General features: G+C 38.1%; 13 protein-coding genes, 3 rRNA genes and 1 other RNA gene. All 17 read right to left on the bottom strand.

Annotated features, from left to right (window positions below; all coding sequences use genetic code 11):
* Positions 1-27: 27 nt before the first annotated feature.
* Positions 28-354 (bottom strand): DNA replication initiation control protein YabA, encoded by a 327-nt coding sequence (gene yabA / locus ACMGE9_RS06885; protein ID WP_414042087.1) that lies wholly within the window; start codon positions 352-354, stop codon positions 28-30.
* A gap of 10 nt (positions 355-364) precedes the next feature.
* Positions 365-1,165, bottom strand: a complete 801-nt coding sequence (locus tag ACMGE9_RS06880) for a stage 0 sporulation family protein (protein ID WP_414042086.1) — start codon at positions 1,163-1,165, stop codon at positions 365-367.
* Complete coding sequence (locus ACMGE9_RS06875; RefSeq protein ID WP_414042085.1) at positions 1,165-2,085, bottom strand: DNA polymerase III subunit delta'; 921 nt, start codon at positions 2,083-2,085, stop codon at positions 1,165-1,167. Before ACMGE9_RS06875 ends, ACMGE9_RS06880 begins: the two co-directional genes overlap by 1 nt.
* A 49-nt stretch (positions 2,086-2,134) precedes the next feature.
* A complete protein-coding gene (locus ACMGE9_RS06870; protein ID WP_414042084.1) occupies positions 2,135-2,464 on the bottom strand; it encodes a cyclic-di-AMP receptor in 330 nt (109 codons plus the stop codon).
* Positions 2,465-2,498: 34 nt separating this feature from the next.
* The gene (tmk, locus tag ACMGE9_RS06865; protein ID WP_414042083.1) at positions 2,499-3,113 is read right to left on the bottom strand and encodes a dTMP kinase; all 615 of its coding nucleotides are present in this window, start codon (positions 3,111-3,113) and stop codon (positions 2,499-2,501) included.
* Positions 3,114-3,122: 9 nt separating this feature from the next.
* Positions 3,123-4,475 carry a lysine decarboxylase gene (locus ACMGE9_RS06860; protein WP_414042082.1) on the bottom strand — a complete coding sequence of 451 codons (1,353 nt, stop codon included), beginning with the start codon at positions 4,473-4,475 and terminating at the stop codon, positions 3,123-3,125.
* A 158-nt stretch (positions 4,476-4,633) separates the two neighbouring features.
* Positions 4,634-4,748 (bottom strand): 5S ribosomal RNA (gene rrf, locus ACMGE9_RS06855).
* 92 nt (positions 4,749-4,840) lie between these two features.
* Positions 4,841-7,762: ribosomal RNA gene (locus ACMGE9_RS06850) — 23S ribosomal RNA — on the bottom strand.
* A 249-nt stretch (positions 7,763-8,011) separates the two neighbouring features.
* A 16S ribosomal RNA gene (locus ACMGE9_RS06845) occupies positions 8,012-9,565 on the bottom strand.
* Together the 16S, 23S and 5S rRNA genes form the textbook arrangement of a ribosomal RNA operon.
* 332 nt (positions 9,566-9,897) lie before the next feature.
* Positions 9,898-10,749 carry a patatin-like phospholipase family protein gene (locus tag ACMGE9_RS06840; protein ID WP_414042081.1) on the bottom strand — a complete coding sequence of 284 codons (852 nt, stop codon included), beginning with the start codon at positions 10,747-10,749 and terminating at the stop codon, positions 9,898-9,900.
* 106 nt (positions 10,750-10,855) lie between these two features.
* Positions 10,856-11,452 carry a recombination mediator RecR gene (gene recR, locus ACMGE9_RS06835; RefSeq protein ID WP_414042080.1) on the bottom strand — a complete coding sequence of 199 codons (597 nt, stop codon included), beginning with the start codon at positions 11,450-11,452 and terminating at the stop codon, positions 10,856-10,858.
* A gap of 1 nt (position 11,453) precedes the next feature.
* Positions 11,454-11,774: a YbaB/EbfC family nucleoid-associated protein gene (locus ACMGE9_RS06830; RefSeq protein WP_414042079.1), complete on the bottom strand. Its 321-nt coding sequence runs from the start codon at positions 11,772-11,774 to the stop codon at positions 11,454-11,456.
* 20 nt (positions 11,775-11,794) lie between these two features.
* Positions 11,795-13,450, bottom strand: a complete 1,656-nt coding sequence (gene dnaX / locus ACMGE9_RS06825) for a DNA polymerase III subunit gamma/tau (protein ID WP_414042078.1) — start codon at positions 13,448-13,450, stop codon at positions 11,795-11,797.
* A 117-nt stretch (positions 13,451-13,567) separates the two neighbouring features.
* Positions 13,568-15,268, bottom strand: coding sequence for an immunoglobulin-like domain-containing protein (locus ACMGE9_RS06820; protein WP_414042077.1), 1,701 nt, complete (start codon positions 15,266-15,268; stop codon positions 13,568-13,570).
* Between the two features lie 198 nt (positions 15,269-15,466).
* Positions 15,467-15,732, bottom strand: an RNA gene (ffs, locus tag ACMGE9_RS06815) — signal recognition particle sRNA large type.
* Between the two features lie 46 nt (positions 15,733-15,778).
* Positions 15,779-16,513, bottom strand: a complete 735-nt coding sequence (treR, locus tag ACMGE9_RS06810; protein ID WP_414042076.1) for a trehalose operon repressor — start codon at positions 16,511-16,513, stop codon at positions 15,779-15,781.
* A gap of 49 nt (positions 16,514-16,562) precedes the next feature.
* Positions 16,563-18,200, bottom strand: coding sequence for an alpha,alpha-phosphotrehalase (gene treC / locus ACMGE9_RS06805; RefSeq protein WP_414042075.1), 1,638 nt, complete (start codon positions 18,198-18,200; stop codon positions 16,563-16,565).
* Between the last annotated feature and the right edge of the window lie 32 nt (positions 18,201-18,232).

Here is an 18,232-nt window from a genome sequence, read left to right as displayed (position 1 = left end):
CCAATAAAAAAAGGCTTTCGCCTCTTTTTATTCTTTATCTGATAGTAAACTTAAGCAAAATATACAATCTCCACCACCACGATGTTTACCAAATAAATCCGTTGGGCAAATATGAAAGCCTTCTGCATAGAGCATAGCTAAATTATCTTTACTTTGTAATACTTTGTTATTCTTTTTTGGTTCTTCTTTCGGTATTTGTATAAATCGTTGCAAATTATCATTCTCTAATTTCAATGCAACATTCTCTTCCACTAATGCAACAGTCAATTCTTTTAACGTCTCATAACTTTCATTAACGCTGTTAATTTGTTTCTCTAACTTTGTTAATGCATTAAACAATTCATCACGGTTCATTATAAACCTCCTACACTTCAACCTCATCAATATGATAAACAACAGGTGTTTCCATACCTTTTAATTTCACTTGCATCGTAACATCTAAAATATTAAGTCCGATAACGCGGCCTAAACCTTCAGGAGTTTGTATATTAGAACCGATGTCCGGTAACTTACGTCTCGTTTCTTCATAATAGTCATTTTCGTATTTTAAACAACACATTAAACGTCCACATGCACCTGAAATCTTTGTTGGATTTAACGATAAATTTTGATCTTTCGCCATCTTAATAGATACTGGCTCAAAGTCACCTAAATACGTCGCACAACATAAACTTCTACCACATGGTCCAATTCCACCTAGAATCTTTGCTTCGTCTCGTACACCTATTTGACGTAATTCAATTCGCGTTTTTAAATCATATGCCAAACTTTTAACTAATTCACGGAAATCTACACGTTCATTCGCTGTAAAATTGAAAATAATTTTTGCCTTATCTAACGTATATGTCGCATTGACTACACGCATATCTAACTTATGATTCTTTACGTGTGCTTTACATAATTCTAAAGCATAATCTGCATCTAACATGTTCTGTTCATACTTCAAAATATCTTGTTCTGTTGCTCTTCGATTAATCATTGGTACTGGCATCACAACATCTTCTTCCGAAACTTCTTTATTCGGAATAATAACACGCGCTAGCTCAACACCACGCTTTTTATTATCTATAACTGTTAATTCATTGACTGCAAATTTCTCATTGCCAGGTTGATAATACTCTGTTCGACCTGATTTTTGAAATTTAACACCTATAATCTCTATCATTATTTCACCTCATCTAGCATTTGAATCGCCATCTCTTCATACACTAATGTCACATTGACATATTGCAGTAACTTTTGTTTCGCATTTAATGTATCATCAATCAATTTGACACACTTGCCAATTGTTAACCTACTCGCCTGTTGTTGTAATGCTTGAACACTCTCTGGAAAACTGACAACTTTGTCCCCGATTAATATATACATCAAATCTTGCAAATACAACTGCATTAAATCAATTCCTAACAATTGCTTCTCTCGACTATCCAATATTTCAAGAACACTGACAATTTGAATTAATCCCATTGTATCACTGTTCAATAGAGTTTGGCACCACTTAATTATAACAGATTTTAGTTCTGTAAAGTCATGCGTTTCATTCCATTCGATCGCTTCTGCCTCACTGAAATTAAGTCCACTCATCGTCGCAAGTACTGATTGAGGAATATCTAAATCAGTACGATCAGTTAAATTATTTTCAGACGCTTGTACGAAAATATGCTGACATCTCGAATGAATTGTCGGTAAAATTAATTTAGGCGATGTCGTAACAAGAATTGCGATTGTATTTTCAGGAGGTTCTTCAAGAAACTTTAAAATACTGTTTTCACCTTGAACCGTCACTTTATCAAAATCCATAATGATATAGACTTTGTGTGTACCTTCAATCGGTTTTTGATTCATACGATGCAGTATCTCTTCAATCATCTCTTTTTTGATAGTAGCTTCTGTCGATTCTAGTAATAAGAAATCCGCATGGTTTAAATTTTCAACACGACTATGGCAAACGGCATCATCATTACATAATATGCGTACCGCAAAACGTATCGCTTCTTCTTTTAGCTGACTTCTATTTTGCCCATCAAATAAATATGCATGACTTAATTTATTATTTTCAATTAAATAGTGAAGCTGCTCGTGCATGTGACCTACTCCTTTGTATAATCAAAAAGCTGCACTAGGCAGCTATTTTTTAAAACTGATGGAATTGTTCGATAGGCATTACAAATACAGTTGCCCCACCGACTTCTACTTCAACAGGATAAGGGATATATGCATCCGCATTACCACCCATTGGTGTAACAGGTGTTACAACTTGTTCTCTGTTGCCACACGTCGTATTAATTATTGTAAGTAATTCATTAACACGTTCGTCTTCCACACCACATAAAAATGTCGTATTACCGGCTCTTAAAAATCCGCCTGTTGAAGCAAGTTTCGTCGTTCTAAAATCATTTTTTGTTAACGTATCAGATAGACTCTGACTATCTTGATCTTGTACAATTGCGATTACCATTTTCATTAGAAACACCTCTTATCATAAATTATAACATAAACTATCTAATGAATTTATAAATTGCTTCGATACATTTCTCTAACACAGCATCAATAGGTTGTGATGCATCGATTAATTTTATACGCTCTGGATGTGCATTTAATAGTTGATCATAGCCATCGACAACACGTTGATGAAAGTTGAGCGCCTCTTTGTCTAGACGATTTGTTTCACGTGAATTCTCTTTAATACGTGATAAACCAACTTCTGGCTCAACTCTTAAATAAAGCGTTAAATCAGGGTACTTCCCTTCAATTGCAAATTCATTAATGGCACGAATTTCGTCTACACCAATACCTCGTGCATAACCTTGATACGCTAAAGAACTATCAATAAAACGATCACATATAACGATTTTACCCTGTTCTAAAGCAGGTAACACTTTCTCTACTAAATGCTGTCTTCGGCTCGCAGCAAATAACAACGCTTCAGTTCTATAATCCATAGCACTTGCATCATCTAACAATATATTTCGAATATCTTCACTTATTTTAATACCACCAGGTTCTCTTGTCGTAATTACCCTAAAATCCTTAACTAATGTTTCTTCAATCGCTTTAACAACTGTACTTTTTCCCGATCCCTCAGGACCTTCTATTGTAATAAAATAACTCATCTTTTTCTCCTATCCAATCACGCGAATTTTTAAATCCTCTATACCATGGACATGACCACCCGTATGGATAAACTTTTGAATATGTGCTATATGCTGAACCGTTATCTCTTCCCCTGCCAATATAAACGGAATACCTGGAGGGTAAGGAGTTATATGTTCTGCATTAATATGACCAACACTCTCATCTAACGGCAAATAGATAACATGATTTGTTTCCTGGGAAATATAGATCCCGTCTGTTTGATTATATAATATATCTGTATTCGCTTCACTTATAAACGGATGATAATTCAGTTTTATATTTTTGATTCTCTCCATTAAATTATCAAATAAATATCTATCGCCCTCATGCCATAATGGCAATACACATAAAACAAACTTTTCATTAGAAAGCTCAGTATATATCCCTAGGCTTTCTAACAATTCAGCAATCTCTGATCCTTTGTAACAATCATGCGACAACATAATTTTTAAAGGATCCGCAACTTCAATTACTTTGAATTTCTGATTGAATGCTTCAATTAAATTAGCTCTTCTTTCAAAGAAAAAATCATCATCATAAGTTTGATAAAAAATATTTGCATACTCTAAACCGAGCATTAACATATATGATGGACTTGAAGATTGTAGTTTCGATAAATAAGAATTTACTCGATAAAGAATTTCCTCATCGATTAAATTGTTCATATGAATTACAGAACTCATCGTAAATGTAGGTAATGTTTTATGATAAGACTGCACTACAAAATCTGCACCATATTTCAGAGTACTTACAGGAAACCTATCAGTTATATCAAAATGTGCACCATGAGCTTCATCAATCAAAACTGGAATATTATGATTATGAAAATAATCTATCACTTTCTTTATATCATATGTTTCACCATAGTAATTAGGATACGTTAATACAGCTAAATTTATATGCGGAAGTAATGATTCATCTATATCATTTAAATTTACTCCACTATACTCTTGAGTCATTTGAGATAAATTTGATGGTAAGATATATGCACTACCTTTGCCCAATGAAACACCATTATAAATAGATTTATGTGCATTTCTCATAATAGCTATACTAGGAATACTAGTTGATTTAATAAAAGACATGATAACTGCAAGTAATCCTACAGTCGTTCCATTCACTAGGAAACGTGATTGGTAACCAATTTTGTTTAACAATAGTTCGCTTTCCTTTATAATGCTTTCTGCATGATGATAATCATCCATACCTGAGATTTCAGTAATATCGTATTTTAAATCTAATGCTTTTAAATTACCAATGGTTTGATAATGGTGTCCCGGTACATGAAAAGAAATAGGTTCCTTCATAAAGTGTTCAAGAATCGCTTTATGCATCGTCATGATATCAACCTCCTTTACGTATGTATTACTATTACTTATTCTAACAACATTATGTCTAAAGTACTCGGCTATACTCTTAAAAAAATGCAAAAAAAAGAGACCTAACAGGTCACTCATTTGCGGCTCATCGCATCCATTTAAGGTATTACTATAAATCTGCCCGGCAACGTCCTACTCTCGCAGATCGTAAGACCAACTACCATCGGCGCTAGAGAGCTTAACTTCTGTGTTCGGTATGGGAACAGGTGTGACCTCTCTGCCATCGTCACCAGACAAATGAAAGATAATAAATTATACTTTCAAAACTAGATAAGTAAGAAGAAATTAGATATTACTCGGCAATCCCGAATAAAAAATCTATAAAATTGATTAAGTCTTCGATCGATTAGTATTCGTCAGCTCCATACATTACTGTACTTCCACCTCGAACCTATTAACCTCATCATCTTTGAGGGATCTTATAACCGAAGTTGGGAAATCTCATCTTGAGGGGGGCTTCATGCTTAGATGCTTTCAGCACTTATCCCGTCCATACATAGCTACCCAGCTATGCCGCTGGCGCGACAACTGGTACACCAGAGGTATGTCCATCCCGGTCCTCTCGTACTAAGGACAGCTCCTCTCAAATTTCCTACGCCCACGACGGATAGGGACCGAACTGTCTCACGACGTTCTGAACCCAGCTCGCGTACCGCTTTAATGGGCGAACAGCCCAACCCTTGGGACCGACTACAGCCCCAGGATGCGATGAGCCGACATCGAGGTGCCAAACCTCCCCGTCGATGTGAACTCTTGGGGGAGATAAGCCTGTTATCCCCGGGGTAGCTTTTATCCGTTGAGCGATGGCCCTTCCATGCGGAACCACCGGATCACTAAGTCCGTCTTTCGACCCTGCTCGACTTGTAGGTCTCGCAGTCAAGCTCCCTTGTGCCTTTACACTCTGCGAATGATTTCCAACCATTCTGAGGGAACCTTTGAGCGCCTCCGTTACTCTTTAGGAGGCGACCGCCCCAGTCAAACTGCCCGCCTGACACTGTCTCCCACCACGATAAGTGGTGCGGGTTAGAAAGTCAACACAGCCAGGGTAGTATCCCACCAACGCCTCCACGTAAGCTGACGCTCACGTTTCAAAGGCTCCTACCTATCCTGTACAAGCTGTGCCGAATTTCAATATCAGGCTGCAGTAAAGCTCCACGGGGTCTTTCCGTCCTGTCGCGGGTAACCTGCATCTTCACAGGTACTATGATTTCACCGAGTCTCTCGTTGAGACAGTGCCCAAATCGTTACGCCTTTCGTGCGGGTCGGAACTTACCCGACAAGGAATTTCGCTACCTTAGGACCGTTATAGTTACGGCCGCCGTTTACTGGGGCTTCAATTCGTAGCTTCGCGAGATGCTAACCACTCCTTTTAACCTTCCAGCACCGGGCAGGCGTCAGCCCCTATACGTCACCTTACGGTTTTGCAGAGACCTGTGTTTTTGATAAACAGTCGCTTGGGCCTATTCACTGCGGCTCTTCAAGGCTTGCACCCTAAAAAGCACCCCTTCTCCCGAAGTTACGGGGTCATTTTGCCGAGTTCCTTAACGAGAGTTCGCTCGCTCACCTTAGAATTCTCATCTTGACTACCTGTGTCGGTTTGCGGTACGGGCACCTAATTTCTAACTAGAGGCTTTTCTTGGCAGTGTGAAATCAACGACTTCGCTACTATAATTTCGCTCCCCATCACACCTTGATCTTAATGAATACCGGATTTGCCTAATATTCAATCTCAGTGCTTGGACGTACATAACCAACAGTACGCTTCGCCTATCCTACTGCGTCCCCCCATCGTTCAAACAATCTTAGGTGGTACAGGAATATCTACCTGTTATCCATCGCCTACGCCATTCGGCCTCGGCTTAGGTCCCGACTAACCCAGAGCGGACGAGCCTTCCTCTGGAAACCTTAGTCAATCGGTGGACGGGATTCTCACCCGTCTTTCGCTACTCACACCGGCATTCTCACTTCTAAGCGCTCCACATGTCCTTACGATCATGCTTCGATGCTGCTTAGAACGCTCTCCTACCATCCTTACGGATCCACAGCTTCGGTAATATGTTTAGCCCCGGTACATTTTCGGCGCAGCGTCACTCGACTAGTGAGCTATTACGCACTCTTTAAATGATGGCTGCTTCTAAGCCAACATCCTAGTTGTCTGGGCAACGCCACATCCTTTTCCACTTAACATATATTTTGGGACCTTAGCTGGTGGTCTGGGCTGTTTCCCTCTCGACTACGGACCTTATCACCCGCAGTCTGACTCCCGTGTTAAATTATTTGGCATTCGGAGTTTGTCTGAATTCGGTAACCCGAGGGGGGCCCCTAGTCCAAACAGTGCTCTACCTCCAATAATCATCACACGAGGCTAGCCCTAAAGCTATTTCGGAGAGAACCAGCTATCTCCAGGTTCGATTGGAATTTCTCCGCTACCCACACCTCATCCGCTCACTTTTCAACGTAAGTCGGTTCGGTCCTCCATTCAGTGTTACCTGAACTTCAACCTGGACATGGGTAGATCACCTGGTTTCGGGTCTACGACCTGATACTCATTCGCCCTATTCAGACTCGCTTTCGCTACGGCTCCACATATACTGCTTAACCTTGCATCAAATCATAACTCGCCGGTTCATTCTACAAAAGGCACGCCATCACCCATTAACGGGCTCTGACTACTTGTAAGCACACGGTTTCAGGTTCTATTTCACTCCCCTTCCGGGGTGCTTTTCACCTTTCCCTCACGGTACTGGTTCACTATCGGTCACTAGAGAGTATTTAGCCTTGGGAGATGGTCCTCCCGGATTCCGACGGAATTCCACGTGTTCCGCCGTACTCAGGATCCACTCAGGAGAGAACAACTTTTCGACTACAGGGCCTTTACCTTCTATGGCTGACTTTTCCAAAGTCATTCGTCTAAATTGTTCCTTTGTAACTCCGTATTGAGTGTCCTACAACCCCAAAGAGCAAGCTCTTTGGTTTGGGCTCTTCCCGTTTCGCTCGCCGCTACTAAGGGAATCGAGTTTTCTTTCTCTTCCTCCGGGTACTTAGATGTTTCAGTTCTCCGGGTGTGCCTTCTCATATACTATGTATTCATATATGGATAACATGACATAACTCATGCTGGGTTTCCCCATTCGGAAATCTTTGGATCAAAGCTTACTTACAGCTCCCCAAAGCATATCGTCGTTAGTAACGTCCTTCTTCGGCTTCTAGTGCCAAGGCATCCACCGTGCGCCCTTAATAACTTAATCTGTTATTAATAATTGTGATGTTTATACATAAATGTATAAACGCGCGATTTTTTTAAGAATTCAAATATGAACTCACTCGGTTTTGCTTGGTAAAATCTTTTATTTCTTCTTACTTTATCTAGTTTTCAAAGTACAATTGAATATTTCATATTGACCGAAGGTCAAATATAAACATTCAAAACTGAATACAATATGTCAATGTTAATCCCTATCAAATCTTAAAGATTTGATTTCCGTAATTATCCTTAGAAAGGAGGTGATCCAGCCGCACCTTCCGATACGGCTACCTTGTTACGACTTCACCCCAATCATCTGTCCCACCTTCGACGGCTAGCTCCTAAAAGGTTACTCCACCGGCTTCGGGTGTTACAAACTCTCGTGGTGTGACGGGCGGTGTGTACAAGACCCGGGAACGTATTCACCGTAGCATGCTGATCTACGATTACTAGCGATTCCAGCTTCATGTAGTCGAGTTGCAGACTACAATCCGAACTGAGAATGGTTTTATGGGATTTGCTTGACCTCGCGGTTTTGCTGCCCTTTGTACCATCCATTGTAGCACGTGTGTAGCCCAAATCATAAGGGGCATGATGATTTGACGTCATCCCCACCTTCCTCCGGTTTATCACCGGCAGTCTCTCTAGAGTGCCCAACTTAATGATGGCAACTAAAGATAAGGGTTGCGCTCGTTGCGGGACTTAACCCAACATCTCACGACACGAGCTGACGACAACCATGCACCACCTGTCACTTTGTCCCCCGAAGGGGAAAGCTCTATCTCTAGAGTTGTCAAAGGATGTCAAGATTTGGTAAGGTTCTTCGCGTTGCTTCGAATTAAACCACATGCTCCACCGCTTGTGCGGGTCCCCGTCAATTCCTTTGAGTTTCAGTCTTGCGACCGTACTCCCCAGGCGGAGTGCTTAATGCGTTAGCTGCAGCACTGAGGGGCGGAAACCCCCCAACACTTAGCACTCATCGTTTACGGCGTGGACTACCAGGGTATCTAATCCTGTTTGATCCCCACGCTTTCGCACCTCAGCGTCAGTTACAGACCAGAGAGCCGCCTTCGCCACTGGTGTTCCTCCATATCTCTGCGCATTTCACCGCTACACATGGAATTCCACTCTCCTCTTCTGTACTCAAGTCTCCCAGTTTCCAATGACCCTCCCCGGTTGAGCCGGGGGCTTTCACATCAGACTTAAGAGACCGCCTACGCGCGCTTTACGCCCAATAATTCCGGATAACGCTTGCCACCTACGTATTACCGCGGCTGCTGGCACGTAGTTAGCCGTGGCTTTCTGGTAAGGTACCGTCAAGGTACGTTCAGTTACTAACGTACTTGTTCTTCCCTTACAACAGAGTTTTACGATCCGAAAACCTTCTTCACTCACGCGGCGTTGCTCCGTCAGACTTTCGTCCATTGCGGAAGATTCCCTACTGCTGCCTCCCGTAGGAGTCTGGGCCGTGTCTCAGTCCCAGTGTGGCCGATCACCCTCTCAGGTCGGCTATGTATCGTTGCCTTGGTGAGCCGTTACCTCACCAACTAGCTAATACACCGCAGGTCCATCTATAAGTGACAGCAAAACCGTCTTTCACTTTTGCTTCATGCGAAGCTAAATATTATCCGGTATTAGCTCCGGTTTCCCGAAGTTATCCCAGTCTTATAGGTAGGTTACCCACGTGTTACTCACCCGTCCGCCGCTAAAATCGAGAGATGCAAGCATCTCTGTCAATTCGCTCGACTTGCATGTATTAGGCACGCCGCCAGCGTTCATCCTGAGCCAGGATCAAACTCTCCATAATAGTTTGTTTGATAATGCTCTTTTGATTGCTTGAGGCAATCACTCTTGGGAGTGAACTAAGTCCACTCAAATTATTGGAATTAACGTTGACATATTGTCATTCAGTTTTCAATGTTCATTGTTCATTGTGTTTAGTTTTTCTGTCTCACAAGATTTAATTATACTCTCTTGCATTTTGAAAGTCAACAACTTTTTTAAAAAGTTTTTTAAGTTGTCTTTCGAAGTGCTTGCCCCGTATGAGTTATCTCTACCGGACAAGATATAACTATACAGGGTTTCAACCACTTCAACAAGCGTAAAAATTACACTTTAAGCACTTTTTTTAAAGTTTTTTTAGTTTTTTTGTGTTATTAGCCATTCTTTTATCTGTGGAAGCTTCTCTAATGCGTCTTGATAGCCCAAATCATACATAGCAGATAATTTTTCGCGATTCTTTTCCATACGATCCACTTTCAAATCTTTAGATGGACGAATTACGATTGCGTGACCATTGTCTTCTTGATTATCTACATATTGTAAAGTCTCATTATAAACAGCTGGACGTTTTTGCATAGCTTCATCTACTTTTTTATAGCCTTTTACTTTGAAATATTTAGACAGTCTACTTGAACGCTTAACGTAACCTTTAGGTCTTGTTAGTACGACTACATTATTTATCATGCCATCACGTTGTGCTTTTCTTAAAGGAATTGGATCGGTAACACCACCATCTAATAATTTCTTTCCATTATACTCAACGATAGGCGCCATTAAAGGAAGAGAACTTGATGCACGAAGAATTGTCATTAAATCTTTTCTTAAATAGGCTTTATTAAAGTATTCTGTTTCACCCGTTTCGCAGTTCGTACATGCAACGACATATTCGCCATTATATAGAAGAAAGTCTTCCATATTGAATGGAACATGCTCTCTAGGAATCTCATCAAAAATAAAATCCATTCCAAACATTTCTTTATTCTTAATATAATTTGATAAAGAAAGATAACGCTTATCATCTAAGAAATCTAAAGAGACCTTCTTATTTCTACCCTTTTGTTTCGATAAATAAGAAGCCGCCATGTTACCACCAGCTGATACACCAATAACATAATTAAATAGAATGTCATTATCTAAAAAACAATCTAATACACCAGCCGTATATATGCCTCTCATACCTCCGCCTTCTAATACTAATCCTGTTGTCATTTTTTATCACCTCATATTTTACAATTATATCAAGCTAACAAGATTATTTCTTTGGAATTGCTTATAAAAATAACCTTAAAGCATTAGCTTTAAGGTTATTTTCAAGTTATATCTCAGTTCTACCTGATATTGCTTTAGATAAAGTAACTTCATCTGCATATTCTAAATCCCCACCAACAGGTAAACCATGCGCTAAACGCGTCGTCTTAATCCCAATCGGCTTAACAAGTCTAGAAATATACATTGCAGTTGACTCACCTTCAATATTTGGATTGGTTGCTAAGATTAACTCCGTTACTTCTTCGTCTTTTAATCGTGTCAGTAACGAAGGGACATTAATATCTTCTGGTCCTACGCCTTCCATCGGCGAAATCGCACCATGCAATACATGATACATCCCTTTATATTCTCGCATCTTCTCCATCGCAATAACATCTTTCGTCTCCTCGACAACACAAATCATTGAACGGTCGCGTGTCTTATCATTACAAACGTAACATGGATCAGTATCTGTGATATGTCCACAAACTGAACAATATGTCAGTTCACGTTTCACGTCAACCAATGCCTTCGCAAAGTTCATAACGTCATCTTCTTTCATATCTAACACATGAAATGCAAGACGACCGGCTGTCTTCGGACCTATTCCAGGTAACTTCATAAAACTATCGATAAGTTTCGATATTGGTGCAGGATAATGCATACTACATCATTCCTGGAATGTTTAATCCTTTAGTATGTTGTCCTAAACGATCTGCAGTTACTTCATCTGCTTTAGTTAATGCATCGTTTGTTGCAGCTAATACTAAGTCTTGTAACATTTCGATATCTTCTGGATCTACTACTTCTTCTTTAATGATGACATCTAATACTTCTTTATGTCCTGAAACTACAACAGTAACCATACCGCCACCAGCAGTTCCTTCAATTCTTTCTTCTTTTAATTTTTCTTGCTCTTCAGCCATTTTCTTTTGCATTTTTTGCATTTGTTTCATCATTTGTTGCATATTTCCGCCACCGCGCATATTCATTTCCTCCTAATAATTTAATCTATAATATTGATTGCATCTTCACCAAATAAATTTGCCGCTTCAGATACAATATCAACTTCCTCAGGTTTTTCTTCCTGTTTCGGTTGTTTTCGATTCTCAATATAAGTATGTCTTACTTGTAGCCATTGAGAATCTGGTACTCCTACCATTTTAACTTGTTTTTTAATAATTGTGTATACTATTGTTTCAATCTGTTCTCTTTTTGCATCATCATTATTAACCATATCACAGTGAATTTCTTCACCAAATTTAATCAGTACATGTGTACTACTTGCAGCAACAGGTTCTGAGTGTTTCAACAAACTTACTAAAGAACGTTGACCTTGTGACTCAACATGTGCCAGTAATTCTCCCCAACTTTGTTTCAAGAAATTCAAATCTTCTCGATTCGCATTATCTAACACTGTTTCGATTTGACGCATAGAGAAAGCATTCTTATTCTTCTTAGGTTCCTTCTTGGCTTTCTGAGGTGTTGAAACTTGAGTACCCCCTTGATTCATACGTGATTCTAGCGCATTAATACGTGCTTCGATTTGACTCGTATCAACACTCACATTACTTTGTGGTGCTTGTGATATTTGCGCTCCCGCTTCACTTAGTTTTACAAGCTCAGAAAGTTTAACAATTAATACTTCGAAATGAACATTTGAATTTACAGAGAAACGCATTGAAACAAGTGTGTCGTTAATCTTATCAATCATTTCATAAATCGTTGGTAACCCCAGTGAATAAATAGCGGCATCACCTTTTTGATCTGTAGCAAATTCAACGATGACATCACGTAAGAAATAAATTAAATCATTTACTAAACGTGTTACTTCTTTACCATCCGCTAGCAATTGATGATATTGTTCAAAGGCACCCTTAACATCATGCACAATCACTTTATCCATTAATGCCATTAAATCATCACGACCAACACTACCTGTTACATTAAGTACGTGGTTTAACGTTAACCTTGCTTCACCGAAGGCAATCGCTTGGTCTAGAATACTTAATGCATCTCGCATACCACCTTCAGCACTTGTTGCAATAAAATCTAAAGCTGCATCTTCATACTCGATTCCTTCTTTACCACAAACAAACGCTAAATGATCTGTGATATCCGGTAAAGAGATTGCTTTAAAGTCGAAACGCTGACAACGAGAAATAATCGTTGCCGGTATTTTGTGTGGCTCAGTTGTAGCTAGAATAAAAATAGCGTGCGCAGGTGGTTCTTCCAACGTTTTAAGTAATGCATTGAAGGCTCCTGTCGTCAGCATATGAACTTCATCGATAATATATACTTTATAAGTCGATTCACCCGGTGCATATTTTACTTTATCACGAATATTACGAATCTCATCCACACCGTTATTACTCGCAGCATCAATTTCAATTACATCTGAATTTGTACCATTTGTAATAGACAAACACGACGGACATTGATTACATGGTTCACCCGTGTCACTTTTCGTACAGTTGATGGCTTTTGCAAAAATCTTTGCAATACTCGTCTTACCCGTACCACGAGGACCATTAAAAAGGTAAGCATGTGAGATTTTATTTTTTTGAATCGCATTTTTTAAAGTTGTCGTAACATGTTTCTGTCCCACAACTTCCTCGAAAGACTGTGAACGAAACACACGATATAAAGCTTGATAAATCAAGTGAGTCCCCTCCAACAAATTAGTAATCTTATTATAACATTGAACTGAGGTCGGTCATATTAATAAGATATAAAAAAGCTTGAGGATAGCCCTCAAGCTTAAAAATATAAAATGTAATTATTTCACGACAACGTAACGAGTCTTTTTAGCAACATTACCCTTGCTATCTTTAGCATAGTAATAAATTTTGTATTTACCTTTTTTGCTAGGACTTACTTTGCCTTTGTAAGTTACTTTAACAGCTTTGTTATCTACAAAATCAAAAGCTTTGATTCCTTTTGTATAAGAGAATGTCTTTTTATTATACGTTGCGTTTTTAACACCTGAAATAACAGGCGCAGAGTCAATTACAGTTGCAGTGTTAGAAAGATAAATGTAGTTTTTTTCTCTACCTTTATAATCTCTGATTTTTTCTCCATCTTTCGCACGAACAACAAATTTAACGGTATACTTACCTACTTTAGGGAAAGCAATCTTGTTATCTGTAACTTTTAATTTTGTTTTTGAACCAGCGCGCGTAACACTCATCACTTGAATATTGAAATCTCTGTTGTCTAATTGAACATTACTATTTGGCTCTTCATATAACTCAACATATTTCGGTAATGTGTATTTTTGACCCGCTTTAAATTCATAACCATTAAATGACGACATACCTGGACTATCAACAACTACCGCTTCAGCTGGCTTTTTAATAAAATTGATTTCAGCATTTTGGTAGAAATTTTCTTTATTGAATGTGTATTTCGTTGTTGTTGGATCTACGATGTAACCTTCTTTTTGGTAATACTTTTTAATATCGCTTAATTGATCTGCAGATAATAAATCCATTACTTCTGAGTATTTGTTTTCAAAACCAGTCTCTTGTAATACAGAGAAGTTAGGAATTGCAGAATCAATCACTTGGCCGTCACGTTTTAAAGTATATGTTACTAACGCTTCACCGAAACTATGTCCAGGCGTTTGTTTTAATTCAATTTTAGAGAAATCTGATACACTTGCGATTGGTTTATCAGGATTAGAAATTTCAAATCCTTTCGGTAAGATTAAACCATATTTAGATAAATCACGTAATGTATTTACTTCGATATATTTAGTACCATCTTCAGGCGCTACAATACCACTTGTTACTAATTTACCAGCTGATGAAGGGAATTGTGTTCTACCTTCAGCTGTTTGGAATTTAACAGTAGTTGAACCATCCATAGCTAATTTCACAACAGTAGGTGCATTCGCTACAGCTGTTTTAGCTGATAATAAAGTTTCTAAACCTTTATTAAATTCACCTGTAGTCGTTTTTGAAGATTTAAATAAGGCATCTGCATCTGTGATTGCTTTGTTTAATGCATCTTGTAACTTCGTCGGTTTGCTCGTATAGTTATTTTCTTTAACTAACTTATAAGCTTTTGCTTTTGTAAGTTCTGCATCTAACTTATCTTGAGCGATGCGCTTTTCTTGTTTGACAATAACGGGTGTTAATTTGTCATCTAGGCGTTTTTTCGCATCTTCGTATTCAGCTACTTTTAAATCAGTTTTAGCTGCGGTCTTCTTTGCTAAACTTAATTCAGTACGCATTGCTTTGAATTCTGGATCATACTTCATTGCAGCATCATTGATATAAGAATTTTCAATTGTCTCCGCTGTCTTAATTAAGTTATCTAAAGCTGCTTTCGCTGCTGTTTGCTCTGCTGTCAGTGCAGGTGATATAGTTGTTGTAGCTGGAGTTTCAGTTGTTTCAGCTTGAGCTACCCCACTTAAAATCGTCGTCGATAATAATGCGGCTGCGATACTCGTAGTATATAATCTAGTAATTTTCATATTATTTCTCCCCACGTTTATATAATTGGTTTATTGTTCACTGCTAACACTTTCAATTATAATCAATGCCACACAAATTATCCATATAATTTACAAGCATTACACAATATTTACAAATTCGATGAAATTTAATTAAATAAAAAAAGACACGTCAATCGACGTGTCTATCTATATAGAAATATTTCATATAAAATTAAGCCGTGCACCTTTGCTTAGAATAACAAACACAAGCGTTACCCAAGTCGACAGCTCAAAACCGGCTGCCCCAGTCACATACAAAGTACCACTTAATGCTGCTTCCTTCCGGACCTGACATGATTCATGGGTTTATATTGGCTAGGACCGATCTCTCAACACTACGTATTTAGGTCAGACCTCACAACTTGTTACCCGCGGCAAAGGGATTAGGTCTTGCCTAAGCGGATTGCAAGTACAGGGAACCGCTAACTCCCCACTTAGCACGGTAATATTTATGATACTAAATCTAGCTATATAATGCAACAATAAACTTTACTTCTCGATTTCAACCGCTCTTCTCGAGAAATCAACAAACTTAAATTCACTTGCTCGGTGTTTTGATATATTATATTGGAATGCTGTTGCATCTGCAAGATGAACGACTGAACGTACAACTGCAGCATACGGTGGCATTGCTTCTACAAACAAATCAATTTCGTATTCAGTCATTGGTTCAAATGTAATTGATTTATTTGAATAAGCAATCTTTAGTCCTAAACGATGTTCAATGTAATCATAAATTGAATGTTCCGCAATTTCTTTAGATAAAGCTGGCATCATGTCTTGAATAAAGTAATCAGTATCTACTATATTTACGATGTTGTTCTTTCTTCTTGAGCGCACAACTTTAAATAATTTTGTTTCATCACTAATGTTTAATGCTTCTTTTACTTTCAAATGATCTTTCGCTAAGACTGTCTCAAAGCTTTCAACAACTGTATGATAATCCATTTTTAACGATTGTTTTATCTCTTCGAAACTTATTAACTGTGATACTGGAAAGTTCATCGATTGATCGTATATAACTACTGAACCTTTCCCTTTTAACTTTTGTATAAATCCATTTGTTTGTAATAAACTTAGTGCTTTTCTAACCGTTTCACGTGAGACACCATACTTTTTTACAAGTAAGTTCTCCGATGGCAATTGCTCACCATGTTTATATTCATCGTTAATAATCTTTCCACTTAATTCCTGATAAATCTTGCGATACTTATTGCTGTTCATAACGCCACCTCTATATTCTATAATTCATTAGCAGCAAAAACACGATAATTTATCGAAGAATTGCGATTGCTTGATATGGCTCCAATACATTTGAATGGAATGAGCCATTATTAATTAACACACTTCCTTCAATATCTATTGACATAGGTACATCAACCGGCTCATCTGTAAAGTTAGCTAAGACAAGTAACGACTTATCATCAAGCATTCTTTCATACGCAAAAATTTGCGGATGATCTTCTAATAAAGGTTTCACCTCTCCATAAGTAATGATATCTAAGTTATGTCTTAACTCAATTAACTTTTGATACGTATAAAATACAGAGTTTTTATCTGCTAGTGCTTGTTTTACATTTATTTGTTTGAAATTTTTTGCTACATCAATCCAAGGTGTTCCTGTTGTGAATCCAGCATTTTCGCTATCATCCCACTGAACTGGACTTCTTGAATTATCTCTTGATTTATCTTGTAATATATCTAATATTTCATCATTTGTAAACCCATTTTTTGACATGATGTTGTATGCATTTGTCGATTCAATATCACGATATTGATTAATATCATCTAAATACAAGTTCGTCATACCAATCTCTTCACCTTGATAAATATAAGGTGTACCCTGTAAGAAGTGTAATGTAATAGCTAACATCTTCGCACTTTTCAGACGACGTTCCTCAGTAGAGTCATCTCCAAAACGGCTTACCACTCGTGGTTGATCATGGTTACACCAGAAGATAGCATTCCATCCGCCACCTTTAGAAATACCAACTTGCCATTCAAATAAAATACGTTTTAATTCAATAAAATCAAACGGCATCTTTGTCCATTTTTCACCATCTTTATAATCTACTTTTAAATGATGAAAGTTAAATACACTACTTAATTCATGACGATCTTCGCGCGTGTAGTTAATACAGTGCTCTAAAGTCGTAGAACTCATTTCACCTACGGTCATGAAACCTTCTTTTTTACCAAAAGTATTTCGGTTCATTTCATTTAAGAATTCATGCACACGAGGGCCATCTGTATAAAACTCTTTACCTATTTTATCTGAGTCTCTATATTCTGCTTTAGAGATTAAATTAATGACATCAAAACGGAAACCATCCATGCCAAAATCAATCCAGTAATTGATCATGTCATAAATTTCTTGTCGTAATTTTTCATTTTCCCAGTTTAAATCTGCTTGAGTTACATCAAATAAACGTAAGTAATACTGATTAGTTGCTGGATCTAGTTGCCATGCATTGCCGCCAAACTTAGATTCCCAGTTTGTTGGAGGTTGTCCGTCTTTACCATCTTTCCAAATATAATAATCGCGATATTCATTATCTTTAGATTTACGTGCTTCAACGAACCAATTATGCTCTGTACTCGTGTGATTGATTACGATATCAGACATTATTTTAATACCACGCGCATGCGCTTCATCTAATAAACGCTTAAAATCTTCTTTCGTACCGAAGTCTGGATTAATTTCATAATAGTCACTAATATCATAACCATTATCATTCATTGGAGAGCGATAAACTGGTGTTAGCCATAAATAATCAACACCTAGCGTCTTTAAGTAATCTAACTTTTCAATAATACCGTTAATATCTCCTTGACCATTGCCTGTTGTGTCATTAAAAGATTTTGGATAAATTTGATAAACAACTGACTTTCTCCAATCGGTAACTGCCATTATTATAACTCCTAACGTTTTTAGTTTAATAT

This window comes from Macrococcus animalis (assembly GCF_047425875.1).
GTDB classification, from domain to species: Bacteria; Bacillota; Bacilli; order Staphylococcales; family Staphylococcaceae; genus Macrococcoides; species Macrococcoides animalis.
Note: the sequence above shows the minus strand (reverse complement) of the source record. Positions and strands in the feature narration are given on the sequence as shown.